This window comes from Enterococcus mundtii, from assembly GCF_013394305.1.
Lineage (GTDB): Bacteria > Bacillota > Bacilli > Lactobacillales > Enterococcaceae > Enterococcus_B > Enterococcus_B pernyi.
Genome location: NZ_AP019811.1, coordinates 31,647 through 54,386 on the forward strand (window position 1 = coordinate 31,647; position 22,740 = coordinate 54,386).

General features: G+C 32.2%; 20 protein-coding genes and 1 pseudogene. 7 read left to right on the top strand and 14 right to left on the bottom strand.

The features are described from left to right. Nucleotide 1 precedes the first annotated feature (1 nt). Nucleotides 2–373, top strand: coding sequence for a DUF5388 domain-containing protein (locus HZ311_RS15005; protein WP_023520711.1), 372 nt, complete (start codon nucleotides 2–4; stop codon nucleotides 371–373). A gap of 363 nt (nucleotides 374–736) precedes the next feature. On the opposite strand, the gene HZ311_RS15010 is transcribed toward HZ311_RS15005, so the two are convergent. Beyond that, the gene (locus HZ311_RS15010; protein WP_178946845.1) at nucleotides 737–1,030 is read right to left on the bottom strand and encodes a type III secretion system protein PrgN; all 294 of its coding nucleotides are present in this window, start codon (nucleotides 1,028–1,030) and stop codon (nucleotides 737–739) included. A gap of 205 nt (nucleotides 1,031–1,235) precedes the next feature. Here HZ311_RS15010 and HZ311_RS15015 point away from each other — a divergent pair, with 205 nt between their 5' ends. The 6 genes and pseudogenes from HZ311_RS15015 to HZ311_RS16110 all read left to right on the top strand — a co-directional run. Further along, nucleotides 1,236–2,030, top strand: a complete 795-nt coding sequence (locus HZ311_RS15015) for a MerR family transcriptional regulator (protein WP_169059037.1) — start codon at nucleotides 1,236–1,238, stop codon at nucleotides 2,028–2,030. A gap of 269 nt (nucleotides 2,031–2,299) precedes the next feature. Further along, nucleotides 2,300–3,202 (top strand): ETX/MTX2 family pore-forming toxin, encoded by a 903-nt coding sequence (locus HZ311_RS15020; RefSeq protein ID WP_169059038.1) that lies wholly within the window; start codon nucleotides 2,300–2,302, stop codon nucleotides 3,200–3,202. A gap of 695 nt (nucleotides 3,203–3,897) precedes the next feature. Continuing rightward, nucleotides 3,898–6,183: a binary toxin-like calcium binding domain-containing protein gene (locus HZ311_RS15025; RefSeq protein ID WP_178946846.1), complete on the top strand. Its 2,286-nt coding sequence runs from the start codon at nucleotides 3,898–3,900 to the stop codon at nucleotides 6,181–6,183. Nucleotides 6,184–6,662: 479 nt separating this feature from the next. Then, nucleotides 6,663–8,072 (top strand): anthrax toxin lethal factor-related metalloendopeptidase, encoded by a 1,410-nt coding sequence (locus HZ311_RS15030; RefSeq protein ID WP_178946847.1) that lies wholly within the window; start codon nucleotides 6,663–6,665, stop codon nucleotides 8,070–8,072. A gap of 456 nt (nucleotides 8,073–8,528) precedes the next feature. Further along, nucleotides 8,529–9,041 (top strand): hypothetical protein, encoded by a 513-nt coding sequence (locus tag HZ311_RS15035; protein WP_178946848.1) that lies wholly within the window; start codon nucleotides 8,529–8,531, stop codon nucleotides 9,039–9,041. Between the two features lie 300 nt (nucleotides 9,042–9,341). After that, nucleotides 9,342–9,768, top strand: a pseudogene (locus HZ311_RS16110) (IS30 family transposase); the annotation flags it as partial. A gap of 363 nt (nucleotides 9,769–10,131) precedes the next feature. Here HZ311_RS16110 and HZ311_RS15040 read toward each other — a convergent pair. The 13 genes from HZ311_RS15040 to HZ311_RS15100 form a co-directional block, all read right to left on the bottom strand. Then, nucleotides 10,132–11,133, bottom strand: coding sequence for a DUF4062 domain-containing protein (locus HZ311_RS15040; protein WP_178946849.1), 1,002 nt, complete (start codon nucleotides 11,131–11,133; stop codon nucleotides 10,132–10,134). A gap of 158 nt (nucleotides 11,134–11,291) precedes the next feature. Further along, nucleotides 11,292–11,558, bottom strand: a complete 267-nt coding sequence (locus tag HZ311_RS15045) for a helix-turn-helix domain-containing protein (RefSeq protein ID WP_002339787.1) — start codon at nucleotides 11,556–11,558, stop codon at nucleotides 11,292–11,294. Continuing rightward, the gene (locus HZ311_RS15050) at nucleotides 11,548–11,904 is read right to left on the bottom strand and encodes a type II toxin-antitoxin system RelE/ParE family toxin (protein ID WP_169059043.1); all 357 of its coding nucleotides are present in this window, start codon (nucleotides 11,902–11,904) and stop codon (nucleotides 11,548–11,550) included. Before HZ311_RS15050 ends, HZ311_RS15045 begins: the two co-directional genes overlap by 11 nt. Nucleotides 11,905–11,986: 82 nt before the next feature. After that, nucleotides 11,987–12,748 carry an abortive infection family protein gene (locus HZ311_RS15055; protein ID WP_178946850.1) on the bottom strand — a complete coding sequence of 254 codons (762 nt, stop codon included), beginning with the start codon at nucleotides 12,746–12,748 and terminating at the stop codon, nucleotides 11,987–11,989. Between the two features lie 119 nt (nucleotides 12,749–12,867). After that, on the bottom strand, nucleotides 12,868–14,478 hold the full coding sequence (locus HZ311_RS15060) for a transporter permease (protein ID WP_178946851.1): 1,611 nt from the start codon (nucleotides 14,476–14,478) through the stop codon (nucleotides 12,868–12,870). Nucleotides 14,479–14,735: 257 nt separating this feature from the next. Next, a complete protein-coding gene (locus HZ311_RS15065) occupies nucleotides 14,736–16,127 on the bottom strand; it encodes a polysaccharide deacetylase family protein (RefSeq protein WP_178946852.1) in 1,392 nt (463 codons plus the stop codon). 876 nt (nucleotides 16,128–17,003) lie between these two features. Further along, a complete protein-coding gene (locus tag HZ311_RS15070) occupies nucleotides 17,004–17,150 on the bottom strand; it encodes a hypothetical protein (protein ID WP_178946853.1) in 147 nt (48 codons plus the stop codon). Next, entirely contained in the window at nucleotides 17,135–17,482 is a 348-nt protein-coding gene (locus tag HZ311_RS15075; RefSeq protein WP_178946854.1) for a hypothetical protein, read from the bottom strand. Before HZ311_RS15075 ends, HZ311_RS15070 begins: the two co-directional genes overlap by 16 nt. After that, nucleotides 17,475–18,800: a Y-family DNA polymerase gene (locus tag HZ311_RS15080; protein ID WP_178946855.1), complete on the bottom strand. Its 1,326-nt coding sequence runs from the start codon at nucleotides 18,798–18,800 to the stop codon at nucleotides 17,475–17,477. The genes HZ311_RS15075 and HZ311_RS15080 overlap by 8 nt, the downstream gene beginning before the upstream one ends. A gap of 471 nt (nucleotides 18,801–19,271) precedes the next feature. After that, nucleotides 19,272–19,847 carry a recombinase family protein gene (locus HZ311_RS15085; RefSeq protein WP_178946856.1) on the bottom strand — a complete coding sequence of 192 codons (576 nt, stop codon included), beginning with the start codon at nucleotides 19,845–19,847 and terminating at the stop codon, nucleotides 19,272–19,274. Between the two features lie 15 nt (nucleotides 19,848–19,862). Continuing rightward, nucleotides 19,863–20,468 (bottom strand): protein adenylyltransferase Fic, encoded by a 606-nt coding sequence (gene fic, locus HZ311_RS15090; protein WP_178946857.1) that lies wholly within the window; start codon nucleotides 20,466–20,468, stop codon nucleotides 19,863–19,865. Between the two features lie 297 nt (nucleotides 20,469–20,765). After that, nucleotides 20,766–21,116 (bottom strand): DUF7006 family protein, encoded by a 351-nt coding sequence (locus HZ311_RS15095; RefSeq protein ID WP_178946858.1) that lies wholly within the window; start codon nucleotides 21,114–21,116, stop codon nucleotides 20,766–20,768. A 22-nt stretch (nucleotides 21,117–21,138) separates the two neighbouring features. Next, the gene (locus HZ311_RS15100; protein WP_178946859.1) at nucleotides 21,139–22,617 is read right to left on the bottom strand and encodes a helix-turn-helix domain-containing protein; all 1,479 of its coding nucleotides are present in this window, start codon (nucleotides 22,615–22,617) and stop codon (nucleotides 21,139–21,141) included. Between the last annotated feature and the right edge of the window lie 123 nt (nucleotides 22,618–22,740).

The window sequence follows — 22,740 nt, forward strand, 5'->3', positions numbered from 1 at the left end:
CATGGTAAAAAAATTCGAAACAGATCCTAGCAGAAAGAAAAATTTAAGAGAAATCCCAGAGACAGAAACATCCAAACCAAAAAAGACTTTTAATATTGACGAGTTTACAAGTACAGTACAAAAGTCGACTGAATCTTCTGAGAAAAAAGTTGGAAGACCAAAAAAAAATAAAGTTTATGGTACTGTAAGAATTCAAAAATATAATGTAAATAGAGTGAATGCTTTACAAAATACTTTAGATTATGAGACGCAAGACGACTTAATTTCAACTGTATTAGATCGTTTAGAAAATTCAATGTCGTCTGAAGAGCGTACTATGTTTGAAATGTACATGAAAACATATGAAGCGAGAGATAGAAAGAAATCCAATTAAAAAAGGTACGGGGAATTGAAATTAGACAATTCCCCGTACCTTTTTTTATAGAATAGAAGGTGAAAAATTTTAGTATACAAATAGTATAATATACAAATAGTAAATAATAACTATTGATATTGTCTTATTAAATGTTGTTAGAAACCCAAAAAAATATATATCAGACATGTTTAAACTTTCTGCAATCAATAAGTTATTAATGAAACTTAAACAAAGAAAAGGAGAAAAAGAAATTTTACTCTTTTTCTCCTTTAAAAACTCTATTCTATTAAAAGGATTGCGATATCACAATATTACGATTTCAAAATATCACGATAGTGTAAACCAATTATTACTTTACGTTAGATTATGTTGAAAATACAATTACTCAATTCGCTTTTTCTTTCTTTTTCCGATCGAAGATATATATATTTCATATTCATCTTGAAGAGAGAGAAGCTCTTCGTAAGTAGAAGACATGTTTGAACTTGCTGCAAGGCTTAGATCATAAATAAGTGATACTGGTAATGATTCGACTCGCCGGTTACGTGTTATCCAACTAGATACAGTACCACGACTATGAGCATATAATTCACAAAATTGGTCAAGCGTCATTCCTAGCTTCTTGATAATATATACATTGATAGGGTGGGAATAAACAAAAGTATTTCTAGTCATGGTGGGATTGCCTTCTTTCTCACATTATAGCTGCATATGCAGTAATAGTTTAACATATACGCTTGCATGTTGCCTACTTTTCTTTTTGAAGATTTAACACAACTTACAAAAATATTATAATAATCTATCTTATTACATTGACTGTATAGTAACTATATAGTTTATACTTGGTTTGACATATATGATTTGAGAGGTGAAGTCAGTTATGGAAACTAAGTATGTATGTAATTTACATACTATATCAAAACATAGATTAAGATATTATGAACACTTAGGTCTGATTAGTCCAAAAAGAAAAGCAAATGGCTATCGAGAATACTTAGTTACAGATATTAAAAAATTATCGTCAATTATGTTGTTTAGATATTTTGATCTGCCGTTGAATGCTATTGAAAATCTGTTAAATCAAAGAGATATTGAACAGACTGTAAATTATCTGTCTGAAGAGTTAATAATGATGGATAAAAAAATAAGTAATCTTTTAGATAAAAAAAAACTTCTACAAAAATATATACAACATATAGAAAAAACGAAAATTATTCCTAAAAATAAAATTAAGATTCAAAAGATAGAGAAACGATACGCAATTGCAAGTCAAGAAAATTGTTTTAATTTAGATGAATCATTCTGTAGATCCAAAGTACTATTTCAAGAGTCTATAAATAGTGTTCCTGTGGATAGGTTAGATTTATATGGAAATATAGTTAAAAGGGAGGGAGGTATAGAAAAATACCAACCATTATTTTTGTTAAATAACGGTGAAAGAGTATTTGATAAAAATATGATTGTGATTCCGGAGGGAACGTATGCTGAAATTATAGTGAATGATCACTTCGATAGAAATGAATTATTGAAAGAGATTGAATATTACACAGATCAACAAGGATATATAATGTCGAATTTCATTTTAGAATCTTATTTAATAACCTTTTATGAATCCACAAATATCAAAGAACATGCAACATGTATTCAAGTAAAACTTGAAAAAGTAAATCGTTAATAAAATTAATAGCAAAGTAAATAAATTTAAAGTTAGCAATTAGAAAGAATGCGTGTCTCTTTCTAAAATATATATTAGGAGAAAAGAAGGCGAAGAATGGTTAATTATATCTTAAATAAGGATAAATATTTATGTTATGTTGAATTCGTTTTTAGTATATGAAGTAGTTTTTAACATGTATTCAAGTAGATCAAACAATAGAAAGCGCTATCGAAAATTAGAGTAGCAAATGGGTAGACCTGTTCCTAAAATTATTGGAGATGATAGATATGAAAACCAAGATTCTTTTTACCTTGAGTCCATTGTTTATATTTTCATTGTTTATTTTTAATGTTAGAAATGCTGAAGCAGTTACTATCACAAAAATCGAAGACAGTTTAAATCAGATAGGCAACTATTATTATCAAAATGAGCTAGCAGGAAAAAAAATTGAATGGAGATATGAACTCGATAAAAAGCCCAATTCTGTATCATCAAATGCTGTCGTATACTATACTCCTGATAGTCAATCATTTAAACTAAATAAAACTAAATCCGATTTAGTCTACGTAGGAGAAAATGAATTTACTAATAGTACTGAAGTTGAACAAACGAATATTACGACTGATTTTGCTAAAGAGGTAACACGCACAGCATCTACGAGTACTACAAAAGGCTTCACTATTAATGGAGAAGGGTTGGCATTTAAACTTCCTCTAAGTATTGGGTCAAATCAAATAACTGGCAGCTTTAATTCTAGTACAACTAATACACAAACTGAAGCTACTACTGAAACAATAACCTCGGGCGCGCAATCTGTTAAAGTTCCGCCACATAAAACTTATAGAGTAGTTGTTTCACTAGAACAAATTGAATTTGAAGGTACAGTTGACTATACTGCGACGGGTAAGGATTTAAAAAATAATATAAATGCTACGGGTTGGTGGATAGATATTACAGGAAGACCTTATACAAAGCGTTTTGATCTCAGTTATAGTATTGGATCTGAATGGAACAGCTTAAACAACCAGCAAAAAAATGAAATTAAAGAAATTAAGATTAATTCAAATAATAATACTATGACTGTTGACGGACAAGCTGAAATCAGAGGTGTTACTGGAACTAGAATGATTGTAAAAACGTATGATATTACCAACAAGAATAATATCTTAATTAATCAAAAGTTTCTTTAGATAAAAATGCACTTTCTAAAAAATTTCTGTTGCAAAGATTAAAATATAAATTAAGTTGCCCAATTTCTGATATAAATGGAGTAAATAACTATGAACTTAATATGAAAATAATTAGTGAAAAAATTTATTATAGTGCCAAAGAATTTTATTCTAAAATTAACCAATATTTAACTATTTGAATAAAATATATCGTTATTTTATTTTACTCTATTATTATTGCATGTATTTGATTTAATATGAGTACTACTCCAGTTGTTATTGCTGTAAATCTTGTATCTATCTGTTTTTTTAACTGAAAATGTCTCCACGAAATCAGTTGGAAAATGCCCACTTAATTTATCGTAGCTACTGTTTTGCTCTTCCACAAGAAAAGAAGACGCACTTAAATCAAGTACATGCGCCCTATGGGTGATTTGTTCGACAATTGTAGCAGTAAGCATAGGGTCTCTGAATGTTTCTTCCCGTCATGTAAACTTCAGATCCGTTGTAATGATCATTGGAATTTTGCCTATTTGTAATCGAGTTTTGATGTATGTATCTTCTTTATAATAGTCATGCTGTTTTTAAGCTTAAACAGTTATGGATATATTACCAATAATAAACATGTCTCAAAAATATAAAAAAATTGTGATAATTTATTAAATTTCATATTTTTTATATTTAAGTGCTGGGAAAATATAGAAAGGGATATTGTTATGATGAAAAAGATTCTGATAAAATTATTGTTTTTATCGACCATGTTATTATTAAACACTACACTAGTAAATGCGCAAGATTTAACGTCTAACAGTGACCAAACACAAATGAAAAATGGGTTAATCGGACATTATTTTGATGATAATAAGTTTACTAATCCTATACTTGTTGGCCCTACACAAAACGAAACCCTATCATTCAGGAAACAGGATACAAATAACTTGATTTCAAAGTCACAAAAATTTTCTTCCTTTCGTTGGTTTGGTGAAATTAGAAGTCTAGAAGACCAGGATTACCATAGTTTTAAATTGAAAAATGTAGATAACTATAAAATTGAAGTAGATGGAAAACCTATTAATCTCAAAGATAGTATTAATTTAAAAAAAAATCAACAATACAAATTGAAAATAGAAGCAATATCGAATACTCCATTGTCACTAAATGATATTGAAAGAATAAAATTAATTGGATTGGACGTTCACGAAAAGGAACATATTTTCAATAATCAAGAATTATTTATTCCCGAATTGAGTAGTCCTGACTGGCAAAGTATCATTGCTAATGCAAGTTCTAATCCTCAATTTAGATTAGAAAATAATAATCCTTTGATAGATAGCGATGGAGATAATATTTATGATGATTGGGAAATTAATGGTTATACAATACAAAATAGGATAATTGTACCTTGGAAAGATGAGTATGAGAGCTTAGGGTATAAAAAATTTGTTTCTAATCCTTTTGATGCACATACAGCAGGTGATCCTTATACAGACTATGAGAAGGCTGCCAAAGATATGCCTCTTGCAAATAGCGAAGAAGTATTTAATCCTCTAGTAGCGGCATTCCCTTCTATTAATGTTAATTTAGAAAACGTCATCTTATCAAATAATCAAGATTTAACTAACAGTATAGGTTCGAATCATTCTACAAATTGGACATATTCAAATACTACAGGTGTAGATGTTACAACAGGCTGGCAAGGCGTTGGTCCTAACTTTGGTGTAACTGGGCATTACACACATAGTAATACCGTTGCGAATGAGTGGGGAGGTTCAAACGATGACAGTACCCATATAAATTCTGCGGAATCAGCCTATTTAAATGCCAATGTGAGGTACAACAATGTTGGAACCGGAGCGATATATGAAGTAAAGCCTACAGTTAGTTTTGTACTAAATAATAATACCTTGGGTACCATAAAAGCAAAGGATAACACAACAGCCTTAGCTATATTACCTAATGAAAGCTATCCTAAAAAAGGGCAAAACGGCATTGCAATTAATACCATGGATGATTTTAATTCTAGACCTATTCCATTAAATAAAGATCAATTATCCACATTTATCTCTAATAAATCGCCTATTCTATTAGAAACAAACCAAGTAGAGGGTAAGTATATGATCAAAGATTCAAAAGGAAACATAAAAATAGGGGGCTCTTGGAATGGTGTAGAACAGCAAGTTAAAAATAAAACATCATCAATCATTATAGATGATGGAGAGTCTGTAGTAGAACGAAGAATTGCGTCTAAAAATTATTCTGACCCAGAAGATAAAACCCCGGAGTTAACGTTAAAAGATGCTTTAAAAATAGGATTCAATGATATAAGCGAAAAAGAAGGCAAACTTTTCTATAAAAATAAATCCATAGAAGAATATCACAGTCTCGCCTATTTAGACGAATATACAGCAGATAAAGTAAGAAAACAACTCTCTGATGATGAAGGGATATACAGAGAAGTGAAAGATCTCTATGATATAAAAATAGAGCCTAAAATGGCCATCACATTAAAACAACCTAAATTTTATGATAAATCGGAATCAAAAAGAAGTCCTCTTGGAAATCTTAACAGTGTTGTCACGCATAGAATGGTAGATGATTTGGGTAATGTTGGTGGTGTGTACCAGGCACAGACAACTAACTCTCCCATGAACACTGTTCGATTAGATTTTAGTGCTGACATATTAAAAAAATTGAACCCAAATTCTAAATACTATATCACATTATCAGTCAAAGCAGATTCTAAATTTCCTACTTCGGCTGTTACTGTTAGAACGCTAGGAAACTATGGAACGATGAATGGACCTAATCAAAAATATAATGTTTCATCTGATGGTTATCGAAGAATTTCTGTTTTATATGACCCCGGAGTATGGGGGGATGGTGAAAATACAATAATGAAGACTTTAGAATTAGCATTTTTTTCAGTTCCAGCGATTTCAGATACTCAAGCGGTCTATTTTAAAGATATATCAGTCACAGAAGTGGGAGCTTGGAAAAAGTAACTAGTCATTTAGATAGAGTTAAATATTTTAAAACTTAGGAATCTTCTTTCCGTTTGAGATAAATATCTTCACTATAATTAAACACATAAAAAAATATTTAGTTATAGTGTTATTCTAAATAGTAATTATTACAAGGAAAGTGAGCAGCCAGATAATTTTATACAAAGTTGCTAAATTTTGAACTCGTAACTTCAGTTTGTTCATCTGCATTACAAAGGCTGAGATCTGTTACAAATAGCTAGAACAATCGCTTTGTATATTTTTTATCACTTGTTTGTTAGAGCTTATGGATTCAACAGACTAAAAATTTATCTTTTCAAAAAATAAATTGGGAATAATATGTAGCTAAGTAGGTATTTTTTAGCATAGAAACCAATAAATAAAAAATATTTTTCCTGACTTGAGGCTCTGTTGTTTTTCTAAATTAGGACTTATGAAAGCGATACTGTATATTTGTACTGATTTATGAAGGAGGACTCATGAAAGTAATATTAGGTATAGTTACAGTAATAGTAATGGGATTAGTATTTCCAAATAATGTCGAAGCTATCCGAGATTATAAGAATAAAGATTACGATGAGGCAGTCGATGAGATTATCAGTGAATTTGAATCTTTTAGGGATGAGTTAACAGAACGGGAAGAAGACACACTACGAATATTTGAAAATAATATTAATAAGGCTTCTTCAGCAGCAGATCCACATTTGAATTATCTTCTAAGAGTCACTGGGGGACATTTAGAATCTTTACCAGTAGGATTAACTCCAGAAGAAATATTAAAAGTCAGCACGATAAAAACGGAAAATAGAACTATTGAAGAACTATTTAGGAGAGAAACTGGGAGAATTAAAGAAGGTCTCTTTTTGTATTCCTCCTTGTCATCTACAGACTTTTTTATGCCTGAATCGACCTTCTATACTCAAGATAACCCAAATCTTTTATCGGAAGATAGAATTAGATACTTAAGAGATAATCTTAAATACGGTGTTTCTAGCGATTTCCTAACGGGAAGTCCTGTTGGAGATGAACCACAAGCTACAGGCTTTTTAAAATATAGAATTAAAATACCTCCTAATACTCACTTAGTACATTTAAATGATGCAATGGACTATTTAGTGATCAATAAAGGGACTGGCATGGAAGTTAAAAGCATAAGAGTTGCCACTGAAAAGGGTAAACAAATAATTATAGTCGAAGCAGAGCTTGTTTCAAAGGAAATTGTCGATTCACGAATAACGGAAATTAGTAGAAATATAAATGAAGGAGTTATTGCTACAACAGAAAATACAAAGTTTAAAGATATTTTCAAGTTAGATTTAACGGGGCGTGGGGCCTCATTAATCGCAGAACAGGCAACAGATATGGTAAACAAATTCATTGAGTTAATTCCTAAAAATTTGCTAAATCAGGGATTAGAATTTATCAATGAAAAACAAGGAAAAATCATATTTGTAGATCGCCTTCTTGGTTACGTAGATGAGGCGATTCCTGCCGGGATATCACTACCCGAAAAACATTCAGAAGTAAATAGGATTAACAAGTCAGCTGGTAGATATAATATTACTAAGCGAATGATTGTAATAAATGGTCATGCTTCTGGATCAGCTGGTAAAGAAATGGATTCAGAAAGACTATCACATGAATTTGGACATGTCATAGATAATATGAAAGGCTTATCTTCCTCGTCTAAAGTTGAATTAATATCAAGTACTGCAGAATTTCAAGATATATATAATGAAGAAAAAAATAATATAAATGAATATGCAGGGACAAACAAAGAAGAATTTTTTGCAGAAGCATTTAGATTTTTTTATTCTGGACTAGAATCAAATAAAAACCTGCTTAAAGAACAAGCTCCTAGGACATATGAATTTATAAAAAAATTATAATTGAACAAGGTAAAAAAGAGGCTACCAGTTGTTGTCGTTCCGCTTTAAACATATTAACTTTGTTGAACAGCCTTTTTATCAGAACTCTCTCTAAAGGTTGATCTAGTCTCCCTATAATCCATGTTGTACATGATAGCCAATCTATAAATACATTATTGATAAATCAAAACTAAATAAACTTAAAAAGTTAAAATAATAAGTATCCAAGAAAATTTTGATACTAAAGCACCTCATTAAATAGCGTGTTCAGAAAACAAGATTTTAAAGATACAAAAATCGTTTTTCGTATCAAGAAAGAAATTTAATTTATTATATTACTCTTTTAACATTATATAATTGCTGGTTCATTATTTTCCGAGTCTATAAAAAAATGAAAACGTTATCTTTATTGTGATAGAATAAAATTAAACTAGAACTGTTAACTAAATTTCAAGAATAATAAACGGAGGCTCCATTATGAAAAAAATAGTTTTCTCGATTGTGTGTCTATTAGGTTTCTTATCTGTAGGATTCTTAGGTCAAAAAGTTCAAGCATCAGCAACACTCCCAAGTAGCTATTACCAAATTAGACCGATTTCTAATAAAAATATTTTCGTTAGTAATCACGATTTCTCATTAATAAATGTCAACAAGGATTTAAACAAATTTGAAGTGAGCTATTTAGATTTTAAAGATGGATATAGTATTTATTCTCAGTGGGGAGAAGGACGTGTTAGTTGGACAGGTAAACAGGGTTTAGGAAACCTGGTATACGATGAAACAAACAATTTAAACAATGTTAATTTATGGACCATTGATAAAGTTCCTGGTAAAGAAAACCAATATTTTATTCGGAGTAAGCAAAATCCAGAAATGGTATGGGATGTTCATAATGGTAACGCAAACGTTGGGGGACAGATTAAGGTAGAAAAACAACATCCTGAGAATAGTCCATACAGAGAATTTCAATATTTTATGTTTACAGAGTAAGTTATTACATTTCACTGAACTGTAAAGCTATTAGAAAATAAATATTTGCTGGCTTTTTTAAGTAATTAAGTATGTTATTCTCACCTCATCCTAGTTGTAAATACAAAAATACATTTGTATTTACAACTAGGATTTTCTCTACACAGGAAGATAGCCAGACAACAGTCTGACTATAAAATAACTACTTATTTTTTCGTTTAGTAGTTGGAAGTATTGGGCAATGAATTGATAACAATTTCCACAATTTTTAAAATGATAATGATATAAAATAAAGTCATCCAGATCGAAGATTCGCATTGATCAAACTTTGTCGCAACTTTCTTCGAAAGAAAAATACTACAATAAGTAGTTATTAAACTTCCTAATAAATCAGGACGCGCTATGATAGCAGCTATTAAAAAACTAATAGAAATGTATCCTTAAGGAGTAATATCTATTACTTGTGATCGCGGGATTTGATTTGTAAATCAATTCCAAGTCGGGCTTATTGAAGGCACCTTCGGGTGCAACATTTACTACGCAAACCCGTATGTACCTCATGAACATGGTTCTACCGAAAATCATAATGGATTACTTAGAAAATATTTCCCTAAATCGTTTAATTTAAAAAATGTCTCACAACGTATCGTCGATAATGCTGTAGAAAGATTGAATAATCGACCAAGAAAATTATAAAGTGAAAACACCAGTCTCAAAATTTAAATTAGAATACACGAGAATTAGATGATATTTTCAAAAATATATTTCATTTTTTATAAAATATTTTTGGCGAACAATTACATTTATTTAGATTTTATAACATGGTAAAATAGATCAAAAAGCGAACTATGCTTATATTAAAACAATGAATATTTACTATTATCTTAACATTCACCTCATATTTACAACTTTGTATAATATATCTTATGTAAACTAAAATGTTTTTAAATTTTATTTATACACACACGATAAATAGATCTATTTTATGATCCCTCACATTTACGATTGCACAAGAGAAACATAAAGTCGATCTATTAGCATTTCTTTTCAATTCAATCATTAAAAAAGTTTCTACCTCTGTTACTAAACAATGAAATTATCTATTTAAAATTTAAAACGGTAAATCTGATTCATCCAAATTGGAAAATGGATCAGCCTGTATTGGAGCTTTGTATTTCTCCATAATAACAGATATCTTTTTTTCATTTTTTAAAAAATACCTTTTAAATTTCTTATAGTCCTCTGAAATCAAAATATAGCGTGATGGATACTCATCAAAAGAAGAATCGTATTCTTCCTTTAAAATTCCCGATTTACTTAATTTTTCTAGTACATCAAATACTCTATCACTCAAGTAACTCCTTAAATTATTATCACTTTCCCATTGAACTACTTTTCTATTAGTTGAATTATCGGTCGAAAAGATAGAATTTTCATCCATAAATGCATATATTAGTAACAATCTTTCATCATTGTCAAATTCTATTGGATCAAAAATGTCTAAGTTGTCTTCAAAATCTTTATCAGTTCCTGTAACTTTTTTGTTAATTGCTGAAGGTGTCTTGTAAGAAATAGAATCTAAATCAAAGCGTTTTGATTCTAAATTATTTTGTGCTTTCTCAATTAAATAATTAACTTTTTTTGTGAGAAACCTTCTGATATTGTCTTTGCTATATGTTCCATAAAAACCCTTATCTTCTAGAGAGTCCCTGTACTTCTTAACTTCTATATACTCTTCAGCCAAAATTTGTGGAACTGGTTCGTCTAAGAAAAAAATCCCTACCTCGCCTTTGCTATTTTTATAAAAGTAATCAATTTCTGCTATAGTTCCCGACCTATAATTATCAACTGGAGAGCCCAACTTATGGCCAAAAATCGCTAATAAAATATCACTATTTTCTACAATTTGTTTATTAATAACACTTTGCCCAGAGCTATTATTTATATAAGTAGGAATCGCATTAGTTTCCCATCGAATAGGCATCAAAATTACTTTTGTATTATCTGTATTTTCTATATTCCATCTATATATGGTTTCTTCTACTTCATTCCTCTTTGCTGCTATATCGCCTGGTGATGCTATAAATACTTTTATAAGATTTATGGTTTTCATTTATTGTACCTTTCTCTTTATGTCTCTTTAAAGTAATTTTGGTATAAAATTTATTGTCTTTTACACTATAGGACAACTTTTATCTATCTAGTAAAAAAAGGCCCACTAAACTAATTGATTAGTTAGGAGCCTAATATAGATATATTTTCAACTTGCTTTTAAGCAAATTCTACTACCAGCTTTTTACCTAATGCTCTGGCGATATCATCAAGTTTATCAAAAGATACGTTATCCCCTCTCTCAATTCGAGCAATAGTAGATTGAGTTGTATGTGCTTTTTGTGCAAGCTCCGCTTGAGTTAGCCCTGCTTCCTCCCGAGCATGATAAAGAGCAACCGCAGTTTCTAGTTTTCTTCCTTCTCGATCATATGCTTCTGCAAAATCTTTATCTTTTTTCTTTTCTTCAATCAATTTTTTAATCATCATTTGTGAACCACTCCTCTCTAAGTTCTTTTGCATGCTTGAGTTCAGTTATTGGTGTTTTCTCCGTTTTTTTAGTAAATCCATGGGTAATGACATACCTTCCATTGTCCACATGGAAATAGATAGCTCTTTGGATGTTTGATCCTACCTTACTTCTTAATTCGTACAAATTAGTGTCTAATTTTTTCACCCATTTCAAACGTTTAGCTACTAGCATCCCATTCTTTTCCGTTTCTTCAATTGTACGTAAAAGCTTCGCACTATCTTTTTTTGGTAATGTTTCCAACCATTCTAAAAATTCATCATGACCATTAGGTCTTTTAAATGTTTCAAAAGATATTTTTTCCATACCTAATTATATCATATATTGATTTTATATTATAGTATATAACATAAAAATTCGAATGGTTTACTATGAAATATGCATTTTATTATCTACTTAATCCTTTATACTTAGTAAACAAATACTCGCATAAAACCATAGAAGAATTTGCAACAAGAATTGCTTCTTCTTCCTTAATTACTATTCTATTTGATCCATGCGCATGAGCATCTCCTTGACTATTTCTCATTTCGAGTATTTTATCTGATAATGTATTGAGTGCTCCAACAAGGGCTTTGATTCTATTATCCATATTTTTTTCAGTTTTAATATTGAGGCGGCCAAATGCTTCTTTTCTTAATTCTTTTGACTTAAATAAATTAATATTAACACTCGGTCCTTCTGTATTTTCAATAATAAATTTTAGAACTTCATCAATTAAAGTATTTGCTTTTGTCAAAAAAGAGTCAAAATCCTTGTTTTTAATATCTGTTTGAATCCTAATTGGTAGCTGCCGGATATAAAGTAAATCAATCTCGCTTGAAAATTTCATTTTTCTTAATGCAATTGAATTATCTTCTTTAAATACTTCCTCAAAAAGTAACTGAACTATCGGTTTCATTTCAATAGATTCATATTTTTTATCTTGATCCATAATACCTTTTAAAGATTGGATTAACCTTTTCTTTAACGAATCATCAAATTGATCGTCAAGCAGAAACTTTTGAAAGGATACTCCCTTTGAGCCTCCATAATGATTTTGTATTTCAATCCCTACGATTTTCTTTGTAAATATGTTCCACGTTACATTAGTAAAGTCTAAAATATATCCCGCAGAATTTGAAAAAGTTAAACAAAACGAACCGAACAACTAACTTGATCTTCAAGTGGTTGCTCGGTTTTCTACCACTATTTTCTATAAGTATTTCCCAGTGAACCCAAAAAGAAAATAATATTGTACAAAAAAGAAGGTTTAACAGAACCTACTTTCTATTTTTTCTCATAAAGAACATATTTTACAATACTTTCCTCACGTTGCTGTACATGAACAGCAATCGGACGATAATTCCAGTGGAGCCAAGGTGTACCAAAATTATTGACATCTTCGTTCAGTTTTAGACCAGCTATCACATAATCTGTTCTTTTTTCTTCCACGTATTTGTTTTGCTGATCCATACTTTCTTGATAAACTTTGTAAGGAATATTTATATTCATAAAGTATTTAACATTTGGAACAATATCTGGTATTACCGAGAAACCATAGTCCACAAACTGATAATTTAACAAAGTTACATTCTTCTTATCTGTTAAATACTTAGCAAATTCTATCTGGGCTGGTGCTTCAGCATTGGGATTTGTATTTTCAGAATTTTTTATTTGAACCCCGGGACGATTTGTAAAGAAACGCATGTCTTTAAATGTATCATTAAAATTTATCATTAATAGAACACTCAGAACAACTATAACCGATAATATAGAATTAATTACGATAGGATTTTGTAGTTTATATCGAGTGGCTAAATCTCTCAATAATACACAGAAACCTAAAAATCCAACTAGTAATATGACTAAGTCCAGTAAAATATAATATTTTAGTGGGATACCTCCATAAAAAATAAAAAAGTTGGAACACAAAACTAAGAGTACCCATAATAGTTTAAAAAATAGTCGCTTAAAAATGGTCTTTGTAAATAATAGATAGATAGATCCTATCAATAAGATAGATAAAAGAATTTTATTAGCCCACATTAAAGTAATAAATATTCTTAAAGTACTAAAAAATCGGTTAGTTATATTTATATTATTGCCTTGGTTAACTAATTGTGGATATAATACCATATTGAATTTAAAATAAACAAAATACATGGCATATAGCGCATGATTAATCCAAAAATATAAAATGATTGGCATACTAATTAACAAAAATCCCATCGTACTACAAATGATTGCTTTAAATAATTGGTGAAAATCTTTTTTTATTAAATAATTGATCCCAAAAAAGAAGAAAAAAGCAATCCATGGACTTATTAAAGTGTATTTTATCCAAAATACACACCCCATGAATAATCCTTGGATGAAATATTGTTTCCCTTCTATTCTTTTGTCAGTGTTAGAAATAGATATGATTAAATATAAAAGACCTAAGACAAAAGGAAAGGCAAACTCCTCAGCACTATCTCCTGCGCGAAAATACTCCTTATTTAACAAAATTATTGGTGATAAAAAAGTAATAACACAAGCGATTTTCTCTGAAAAATAATAACTACAAATTTTAAAAAAGAATATCATTGAAATAGTAAATGAAATACTTTCTAATAAGTAGACTCCAAAAAAAGAAGTGGAACTCAACTTATAGCCAATTGTATGAATGACATACAAAAGGATTCCCTTTTGTTCAAATAGATCTTTATACGGTACTTGTCCATGTGCTATTCCTTTACCCACAGAGAAAAAAGCATTGGCATCTACCCAATCATTTATAAAATAGAGTGGAGAAGACTTAGAAAATATCAGCATTATCAAAAAACTAAACAAGGTAAGAAAGATATAGTATTTCCTTTCTCTTAGTCTATGATTATTTACTCTAAGCAGTATTGACATAATTCTCCTTTCAAAGCATTTTCCTTTTTACTAAACTAATTTCAATAAAAAAGAAAATATTATCTATAGTCGATTTAACAGCATATTCATTTTAGGTACAGTTATTCTTTTGACTAACGTAACCTTTCGTTTCTATGTTCCATATACCCCGTCATGCCTGATGACCCTGTAGGGGCAATTTTTCAAGAGAAAAAAGCTTCTTGGTGCGCATCTCCTCCTATCCTCTTTTGAAAGAATTAAATGACTATTAGAGATTTCTATTTAATTTCTCTGCTATCATTTATACCAAAATATTGATTCATTGGTTTTTGACCGTGGGAGAGCAATTCGCTTACAGTCACAAATTCATACCCACTTTTTCTTAGTTGATTCACCATTTTGGGGATGGATTCTACAGATAGATCATGGATATCATGAATCAAAATGATTGATCCATTTTTAACAGTGTTCATTACCTTATTTACAATCAAATCTTTATCTTTAACTTTCCAATCTTCAGAGTCTACATTCCATTGGATAATAGGCAATCCAATGCTTTTTGCCACTGATCTGTTTACAGCTCCGTATGGTGGTCGAAAATGTCTGGGCAATACCCCTGTAGCACGAAAAACTGCTTTATCAGTCTTCAAAACTTCTTCTTTGATTTTGTCAGGGCTCAAATGGGTTAAATCTGGATGAGTGTAGGAATGACTACCAAGCTCATGACCTTCTCGTATAATTTGTTCTGCGACTTCTGGATTCTTATCAACCATCTGTCCTAAAACAAAAAAGGTCGCTTTTACCTTTTCTGCTTTGAGCTTTTCTAATAATTTAATAGTAGATGTATCGTTAGGTCCATCATCAAACGTGAGTGCGACATATTTTCTTTTTTTATCTATTTCCTTTTTCGATACATCTCTATCATAAGCGATTTCCGGATTAATAAATGGAAATATTTTTTCAAAGCTTACATTTATTTTTTTCATTCCAACAATTTCTTTATCAAACATAATTTCTACTGAATGAGAAAAAATGGTAATTTTACTACTATTAGTTAAAAAATCATCCATGAGCACTTGGTTTATTTTTTCATCATCCAGTATTGATTTTAAACTAGCATGTCTGTCGAGTACTTGTTCTTGTATGATTCTTTTTATTGCTAGAAAATCTCCTTCATCATTGACAATATCTTTTAATCGTGAGTTATTTCGATTTTTGGATAAAAGTATCTCCGCGATTGCTTTCACTTCGCCAAAATAATTTAAACACTTTGTTTTTTCATCCCAAACATATTTTTTTGTCACTAATTGTCGTTTAATAATCTTATCATTCACCTTTTGTTCGTTGACGTATGAAAGAACCATTGACCGGGAATCCTTCATTTGCTTCGAAGCCTCCTTTGTTTGAGCTTCCAATTGTTTTATAATATGTTCTTTTTCAGACGTAGTATAGTACATATTATATTTATTGTATTTATTATCACCACTCTTTGACTTTCCAATTTGAGCCATATCATGATTAAAAAACTCTTTTTTAATTATTTTTTCGATTTGCATTTCAAAATTTGTTTGATCTTTTTTATAAACTTGATTCATTAGGTAGTTATATAGAATACCCACTAATAAAGTAAGAATCAATATACCGAATATAGTTATTAATAATCTTTTCATAGCGTTGCCTCTCTTTCGTTATTCTATAGTTTATGACGAAAAAAAGGCACAGTAAGTTTCATCTAATCTCTTTTTTAGATCGTAAAACAGTATTTCGCCTGTTTAGAATTGGATTTTAAAGACCATCAGATAGGACAAATAAAGATTATCGGAAGAAACGTGGAGGATAGGAGAAGTAGCATAAGCAATTTTTTCAAAAAAACAAACAGGAGAATGCTCGGATCTACTACACCCATATGGAAGATGTATAGACAAGCGATGTGTAATACCGAGATAGCCCCTAAGATAGCCGATCACTAATGGGGAGGTTGCTTTTAATGGATTAGTCAATTTGATTATTGGTATATAAATACCTCCTAAGCTTTATATATTTAATTATCTATAGAAATTTTTTTCTAACCATGTTTATGTCTGCTTTATTCATTACATATTTGTAAGGGGTTAGAAAATAAACCTGTTTGCATGATCTAAATAACGTATTTGAACAAACGGGATATGGCGCTACAAAAATTTATCAAATATTGTTGAAAGAATAGATTTTAGTCTCTCTTAAGCATGTCCAAAAACTAATAAAACAATTAAATTTAAGGTTAATTACGGGTAAAAAATATAACCTACACAGATCTAAAAAACTGTTATCTCATAGAAAACCTATCAAATCAGGACTTCTCATAGATATTTTTAGTAGTTATTTATCTGATGGGAAAACGCTTTTTGACTTTGCTATGTTGCGAAGTTATCGGTTCAACTCCTCAATCACATTGGTCGTGTAAATAATAATTCTACTGCTACTATTTTAGAACTTACACAAAATATTGTACACTCTGTCACTTTTCTTTTTAAACGGCAAAAATTTTTAAATTTATTTGGAACAAACTATGAGTATGTAATTGTCAAGGTAAAGCAATCAAGTCCCACTTGGTTGCTTAATTGTTGCCCATATCCCCAAATTTCGTCTAGTAATTCTTCATAGCAAATATAGTGCCATTCGTACTGCTGAATGATATTCATAGCTGACTCCATTTATCTAACTCCTGGATTTCAATGTGGCGAATTTCATCGTAATGGACCTTATGTTCTCCAATAAAAATACCTAGTTCATCATAACCATGAATTTCTCCCATAATATCATCCGGATAGTAGCCTTCAGTATCACGTTCTTCCTTTTGGATACAAACAACTTTTCTTTTCAGGACAGCAGCGTTTAACATTTCCGTAATTTCTTCAGTCGTCATCTGTTCTTTGGCCAAGTTTTGATTGGCACGTTGCTCGACGTCGGCATCGATCTTTTCTGTGTGATCTGAAAGATAGAAACCTGCCCACTTTAGACGACCTCGATCGTTGTACTCAATCATTATTAAGCCCTCCGTTTCCTCCTGGATGTCCACCGACTAACGTACTTCTAGTAATGCTACGTGCGCCTTCTAACTTAGAAGAAGCGTGGACAATTGCCGTAAAACCATATTTCTGTCGAATCTTGTCGATGATCTTATCTAGTTTTTCTTCATTAATCTGTTGTTGTGGATCACTAAACAAATCTAGCTGAAGCGAATCCGTATAAACAAGCTTACTATAAGTAATTCCAACGTGCCTTACTTCTTGTTTTTCGTAATACTTGTTGAAGAGATAAAGGCAATAGTACTGAAGCTCTTTCGTATTATCAGTGAGTGGGATTTTCATTTGGTGCGAAAACCCTGACTTTGTTTCCAGGATCGACGTACCTATATACAAGCGAACACAACCAGTCTTGCAATTATGTTGTCGAATACGTGCAGCCACTTGTTCCGCCATTTCCTTCACCACGATCTCGACTTCTTCTTTCCTCGTATAATCCTTCGGTAGCACCTGAGAATTTCCATAAGATTTCTCCTTGGTCGGTTCTGGCGGTTCTGCGATATCCGTTCGATCTATCCCATTCGCATGAAAATAGAGCTGTAGTCCTATCACACCTAATTGCCTCTTGAGCGCGTATGGGTCCCAATTGGCTAAATCTTTGATACTCAAGATTCCCATATGATTTAGTCTTTTTTTCATTCGTGATCCGATACCCCAAAAATCCGTCATTTCTTTAATCGTCCAAATTTTTTCTGGCACATTTTGATACGTCCATTCCGCAACAAATCCCTTATTATGCTTGGCTTCATTATCTAAGGCTAATTTAGCTAAAACAGGATTATCACCGACACCGACGGTTGCGATCAAACCAGTTTGACGGTAAACGTGTAACTGTATCTGTCTTGCGAGCTGTTTTCGCCTCTCGCTTCTTGTACCAGGTGTCGTAAATAAGTTCAGCGATTTTGTTACCTTTAGAATCGACTCATCGATGGAATAAATCAATAAGTCTTCATCTGCGACGTATTGCCGAAATATACTATTTACTTCCATATTTTTTTTGATATATAAGTTCATCCTTGGTGGTACAATGTGTAATTCTTTAGGCAAAGGATACGGTAGATCACGAGGTCTACTAACGTTTGTGATTCCGTATTTACTTTTGGCAGTTGGTGAAGCGGCTAAAGTTAGTCCTGATCCAGTATTATCTGCTCGACTCATCACAACTAAAGGCGTTGTTAATGGATCTAAATTTCTTTCGACACATTCAACGCTCGCATAAAAACTTTTTATATCGATCAAAAAGTAATCATTGACTGGCTCATTTGAGTAATCAAGCATGTTTTTCTCCCCCATTTCAATTCGATTATACAAACATACGTTCGCATTTGTAAAGGGGAACATTCTAAAATAGCAAAAAAGTCAGACTATTTGTCTGACTATCATACACCTACTTATTTTTTTCGTTTAGCAATTGGAAGTCTTGGTCAATGAATTGGTAACAATTCCCACAATTTTTACAATGATATTGTTTCGTTTGAATATTTTGCTGAATCAGCTCACCGCAAGTACAATCGATCGATACAGCCGTTCTTCGTTCTAATCCATATAATGGACGTCCCCAAAAAGTCTAGCCTAATTGCTGTTCTTTCATTTACTTCATTCCTCCCTAAAAATATGTCTACTCGTAGTTGGTATGACGCTTTGTTCGACCAATGATACATCTCAATGAGTGAACTTGACCTTAAAATGCTCGTATAAACAACGATTTATTTAATTTGAAAGCGATTTTATGTTGATTTCATCAATTTTCTAATCACTTGCTTCTATTTGTTTCTTAATTCTAAAAAGCGTGCTACGACTGAAACCTGTTATGGCTTCAACTTCTTTATACGATTTACCGGAAGTAATCAATTCATATGCGTGCCTCTTCTTTGGTGTGATTGTTGCTTTCGGACGTCCCTCTTTAAAATTAGGATTATTCTTTTTCGCAAACAATTTCCCTTCCTGAGTACGTTCTACAATCATATCACGTTCCATTTCAGCTACACTCAACAACGTGCGTGTAACCATTCGACCCATTGACGTATTTTCGATCGTTCCAAGATTCAATACCTTAATCGTGACATTATCATCGAGTAAAGGTTCAATAATCTCTAGTGCTTCTCTTGTATTACGGGCGAATCGATCAAGTTTCGTAACAACGATTTCGTCTCCAGGCTTCAGACCAGCCAACAGCTGATTAAACTTTGGTCGATCTCGTTTCGTACCTGTAAATTTTTCAGAAAAAATATTCTTCTTCTCAACACCGTTCTCAATCAGCTGTTGAATCTGCTCCTTTGTACTTTGAGAAGCGGTTGAGACACGTGCATAGCCATATTTTGTCATTTAACCCACCTGCTCTTACAAATCATCTATCGTATACTCAGAGTATCCTTCATAAAAATAGCTGACATCGATTCCTTTCATATATAACTCGCGATCGTCGATTTGATCAGTCAGGGCATTGGAAATTAGATAGCGTATCTCCAAATCGTTTATGGGACTTCGCTCCATTGCAGAAAGATAGTCTGTTTTATCGATCAAGTTCCAGTCAACAACTTTTTGCAATTCTTCCTTTAAAATGAGATCTAGCCAAATTCTAGTACTTCGTCCATTCCCTTCACGAAAAGGGTGAGCGATATTCATCTCCACGTATTTATTAATAATATCTTCAAAAGAAGTTTGTGGCATTTGATCAATATGCTTTAACGAATGTTCCAGGTACATGACCGGTGCGAAACGAAAATTTCCTTTTGCGATATTGACCGTCCGAATTTTTCCTGCAAAATCATAAATCTCTGAAAAGAGAAAATCATGAATTTCAGATAAGCCTTTAAACGTACCGACTTCGATTTCATTTATTTTTCCAGAATCGTATAATTCTTTTGCTTTTTGCTTACTGATTTTCTCTTCAGCTTTGGCCAACTCAACTTGATTGGTCAAACCCAATTTATTCTCTAAAATCATGGAAAATCCCCTTCACTTTTTGACATAAGTTTATGAAACACTACAAATCCTATTGTACCGCGAATTTAATCATGTGTCAAAAACTATTAAGTTTCTGACACCATCAAAGAGGTATTATATTCATTAATCTAAATTTTAAATGACCGTTGCTTTTTTTGCGCGTTTATAAACACTAAAATAGAGTCCTCCGTATCACTTTATGATGAACGAATTTCAAAAAGTCCAATCAGAAGCTGCTTAGCTTTTGATTGGACTTTGCCTTTTTGATATTAGTTGTTCAATGAAACGGGATCGGGATCACATCACATTGAATATCATCGAATGTTTCGTTTCCATGCTTAGATCATACCCGCACAGTTCTATGAAATAGGTCTGATAATCCGTTTCCACTATTTGCAAGATATCTTCACTTGAAAAATCTTCAAAATTGATCAACTCAGCCACTAAGCTGATCTTCGCATCGATCCCTAAAATCTTCGGCCAAACTTCCCAGAAATTTCGACTAGAAATTTGGTTGACTAAGGTATTCAAATGGCGAATCTGATCGGTCAAATAGTCGTTCAGGACGGTGTTTTCTCGTTTCTCGACTGCTTCAAAGGTGCTTTGAAATCCCTGAAGATAGTCTTTTTGGGTAGTAAACGCGGTCATAGTGCATTCTCCTCCTTTCTGTTTAAAATGAAAGCTGATCCGTCAATGGATTCAATTGGTGTTTGACCATTGTCCAATCTTTGGTTGTCGGCTGACTATTGATCAACACATAGTCTGTTTCTAGACTATCGTCCGAAAGATAGGGGCGATAATTCGTCACGATCAGATCGATCTTTTCGTTATTTAATTGTTCCGGTAGAAATTCCTGTAACTTTACAAACAGTAAGTGATGGTGGTCCCCTAGCTGTTCACGGGCCTCTATGCGAATCGATTGAACCACTAAGTAGTCACCCTCCAATAAAAACAAAATTTGTTTGACGGGTTGGTAATAACGAAAGACCATATCCATGTATAAGGTAAAGCTCACCGCCACGTCTTCAAAGGTACTGGAAGAAATCGGAAGGGCCTTTGAATGGGTTGACAAGAATTGAGTATTGATTTTATGGATCTGACTGTGTTTTTTTTCTACCATGTCATGTACTTCTTTTAACTCTTTATTCAATAGTGGACTCAAGGCTTCATTCACCAAACGTGACACAAAAAATGATGTCATAAAGTGCCCGAGTATGTCCGTATCCCATTGCTCAAAAAATGGATCTGACAAATACGCTGAAACGACCTGCTCAAGCCCTGCCCAACAGTTGAACCGTTGGCCAAATGTGATTTCCTGATCAGAGCGATCGATCGTTCGCTTGGCAATGATCGAAAGGTGGAGCCATGCACATTCTTCCTTCGGAAGATAAATCTCAAAGTCTTGATTGATCCTATCCTGCAAGGAATAAAGCAATTGAAAGTCCTTTTCTTGATAATCGGTCGCCTTCAACCACTTTGGCACCGTGACAAAATGATTGTGTTGGACGCGGATCATGGTGATATATAGGTGATAATAAAAGGCTGAAACCGTCGTCCCTGTGCCCAACTCATACTCACCTAATTGATTGGATAGTTCGTCTAAGACTAATTTGTGCAGGTGCTCTGGAGGCCGAATCGTATGGGGCGTCTGTTCACTATTGTAATAAAAATCAAAAAAGAACTTTCGGATATCGGCTTCTTTCCCCTGGAAATTGACCGGAGTGAAGGTCAAGCTCAAGCGATATGAGGCCAAGATTGGTTCGATTCTCGCTAGAAATCGACGGAGCGTACTTTCTGCATAACTGTAGTGATGGGCCAATTCAGCCAATGCCACCGGCTGTCCCCAAAAAATAGTGCCGACGATCTCAAAAAGAATTTCATTCTCTAAGAGTGCTTCTTTTTTTTCTTGGTACTTGACGCGGTCTCGTTCATCAAAACGAAACCCCTTGTACAAGGAAAGCAATTCAATGTTTTCACCAAAATAGCTTCTAATTGCTTGAATATCTTTAACCAATGTGCGTTGAGAAATCATTAAGCGTTCACTAAGTGCCACGATCGTAAAATGATGTTCTCGCTCAATAATCGATAAGATTCGCATCCAACGACGAGTCTCCGCATTCGTGATAAATGAGAGCTGTAGTTCTCGCACAGCATTCCCTCCCTTCTTCCCCTCAGTCTTCTTTTTTCCAACGACATGTTTTGCTCATCATACCTTATCGGTTCATTAAATACGAAAAGAACGCCTTTTTTCAATTCTAACTACAATAAAAAG